3 protein-coding genes are annotated in these 2598 nt (G+C 67.4%); all 3 read left to right on the top strand.

The window, feature by feature from the left end; genetic code table 11:
• On the top strand, positions 1–632 hold a 632-nt coding region (cysT, locus tag AC0C6X_RS30010; protein ID WP_472956671.1), incomplete at its 5' end, for a sulfate ABC transporter permease subunit CysT.
• Entirely contained in the window at positions 622–1524 is a 903-nt protein-coding gene (gene cysW, locus AC0C6X_RS30005; RefSeq protein ID WP_472956669.1) for a sulfate ABC transporter permease subunit CysW, read from the top strand. The genes cysT and cysW, both read left to right, overlap by 11 nt.
• 31 nt (positions 1525–1555) lie before the next feature.
• Positions 1556–2598: sulfate/molybdate ABC transporter ATP-binding protein (locus AC0C6X_RS30000; protein ID WP_472956667.1), on the top strand; the 1043-nt coding region annotated here is incomplete at its 3' end.

Here is a 2598-nt window from a genome sequence, read left to right as displayed (position 1 = left end):
TCGCCGCGGTGATCAACCTGATCTTCGGCGTCATCCTCGCCTGGGTGCTGGTGCGCTATCGTTTCCCCGGCAAGCGGGTGGTCGACGCCATGGTCGACCTGCCGTTCGCGCTGCCGACCGCGGTCGCCGGCATTGCCCTGACGACGCTCTATGCGCCCAATGGCTGGATCGGCCAGGTCATCGAGCCGCTCGGCCTCAAGGTCGCCTTCACCCCCGCCGGCATCGTCGTCGCGCTGATCTTCGTCGGCCTGCCCTTCGTCGTGCGCACCGTGCAGCCGATCATGGAGGAGATCGACAAGGAGGTCGAGGAGGCCGCCGCCACCCTTGGCGCCAGCCGCTTCCAGACGATCAGCCGGGTGCTGCTGCCGGGGCTGATGCCGGCCGGCCTCACCGGCTTTGCGCTCGCCTTTGCCCGCGGCGTCGGCGAATACGGCTCGGTGATCTTCATCGCCGGCAACCTGCCCTATGTCTCCGAGATCGCGCCGCTGTTGATCGTCATAAGGCTGGAGGAGTTCAACTACGCCGCCGCCACCGCGATTGCCGCGGTGATGCTGGCGATCTCGTTTGCGATGCTGTTGTTCATCAACTCGATCCAGGCCTGGAGCCGGCGGAGATATGTCTATGTCGCATGATCTGACCGCCAGCTCCGTGGCAAGCCCCGGCCGGCAAGCGGCCCTGCCGCAGCTTGCCGCCGCCACCTCGGAAAGCCGCCTTGCCCGGCTGACGCTGACGATCACCGCCCTTGTCTTCGTCGCGCTGTTTTTGCTGTTGCCGCTCGCCGCCGTCTTCACCGAGGCGCTGCGCAAGGGGCCGGCCGAGTTCGTCATGGCGCTCGGCGACGCCGAGACCTTCTCGGCGATCCGCCTGACGCTGACCGTCGCCGCCATCGCCGTGCCGCTCAACCTCGTCTTCGGCGTCGCCGCCGCCTGGGCGATCGCCAAGTTCGAGTTCAAGGGCAAGGCCTTCCTGACGACGCTGATCGACCTGCCGTTCTCGGTCTCGCCGGTGATCTCCGGCCTCGTCTTCGTGCTGTTGTTCGGCTCGCACAGCCTGATCGGCCCGTGGCTGCAGAGCCACGGCATCCAGATCCTCTTTGCCGTGCCCGGCCTGGTGCTCGCCACCGTCTTCGTCACCTTCCCCTTCGTCGCCCGCGAGCTGATCCCGTTGATGCAGGAACAGGGCAGTAGCGACGAGGAGGCGGCGCTGTCCTTGGGGGCGTCGGGCTGGCAGACCTTCTGGCACGTGACGCTGCCGAACATCAAATGGGGGCTGCTCTACGGCGTGCTCTTATGCAACGCCCGCGCCATGGGCGAGTTCGGCGCCGTCTCGGTCGTCTCCGGCCACATCCGCGGCGAGACCAACACCATGCCGTTGCAGGTGGAAATCCTCTATAATGAATACAACTTCGTCGCCGCCTTCGCGGTGGCGGCGTTGCTGGCGCTGCTGGCGCTGATCACCCTGATTTTGAAGACGGCGCTGGAGATCCGCTACAGCGCCGAGATCGCCGCCAGCCGCAGGCACTGACCGGGAAAGCCCGCATTCGAAAGGTATCGCCATGGACGTGCGCGTTCACAACATCCGCAAGGAATTCGGCCGCTTCCCGGCGCTCGACGACGTCTCGCTCGACATCCGCTCCGGTGAGCTGATCGCGCTCTTGGGTCCCTCCGGCTCCGGCAAGACGACGCTGTTGCGCCTCGTCGCCGGGCTCGAAAGCCCGACCGGCGGCACGATCTTCTTCGGCGACGAGGATGCCTCGCAAAAGACGGTGCAGCAGCGCAACATCGGCTTCGTCTTCCAGCACTATGCCCTCTTCCGCCACATGACGGTGCTCGACAACGTCGCCTTCGGCCTCAAGGTGCGGCCCGGCCACCGCCGGCCGCCGGCGGCCGAGATCCGTAAGCGGGCCCTCGATCTCCTCGAGCTGGTGCAGCTTTCCGGCCTCGACAAGCGTTATCCGGCGCAGCTCTCCGGCGGCCAGCGCCAGCGCGTCGCACTCGCCCGCGCCATGGCGGTCGAACCGAACGTGCTGCTGCTCGACGAGCCCTTCGGCGCGCTCGACGCCCAGGTGAGGAAGGAACTGCGCAAGTGGCTGCGGGAGATCCACGACCGCACCGGCCACACGACGATCTTCGTCACCCACGACCAGGAGGAGGCGCTGGAACTCGCCGACCGGGTCGTGGTGATGCGCCAGGGCGCGATCGAGCAGGTCGGCACCCCGGACGAGATCTACGACCATCCGGTCTCGCCCTTCGTCTATGGCTTCATCGGCCAGTCGAACTGCCTCGCCGTGACGCTCCAGAACGGTGAGATCTGGTTCGAGGACCGGCCGATCGGCCTTAGGGCCCCGGCCGAGCCGGACGGCTCGGCCGACCTGCACTTCCGCCCGCACGACATCGAGCTGATCGACGGCTGCGGCGGCTGTCTCGCCGGCCTCGTCACCGCCAGCCGCCGCGTCGCCGGCACCCGCCATCTCGAACTCGACCTCGGCCGCAATCACCCGCCGGTCGAGATCGAACTCTCGCCCGAACGCGCCGCCGCCGGCGACCACAGCCGCATCGCCTTCCGCCCGACCAAATGGAAACTCTTCAGGGACGGAGA

The organism is Ensifer sp. VA4 (genome assembly GCF_055710065.1).
The sequence above is the reverse complement of the archived record's forward strand: the minus strand, read 5'-3'. Positions and strand labels throughout refer to the sequence as shown.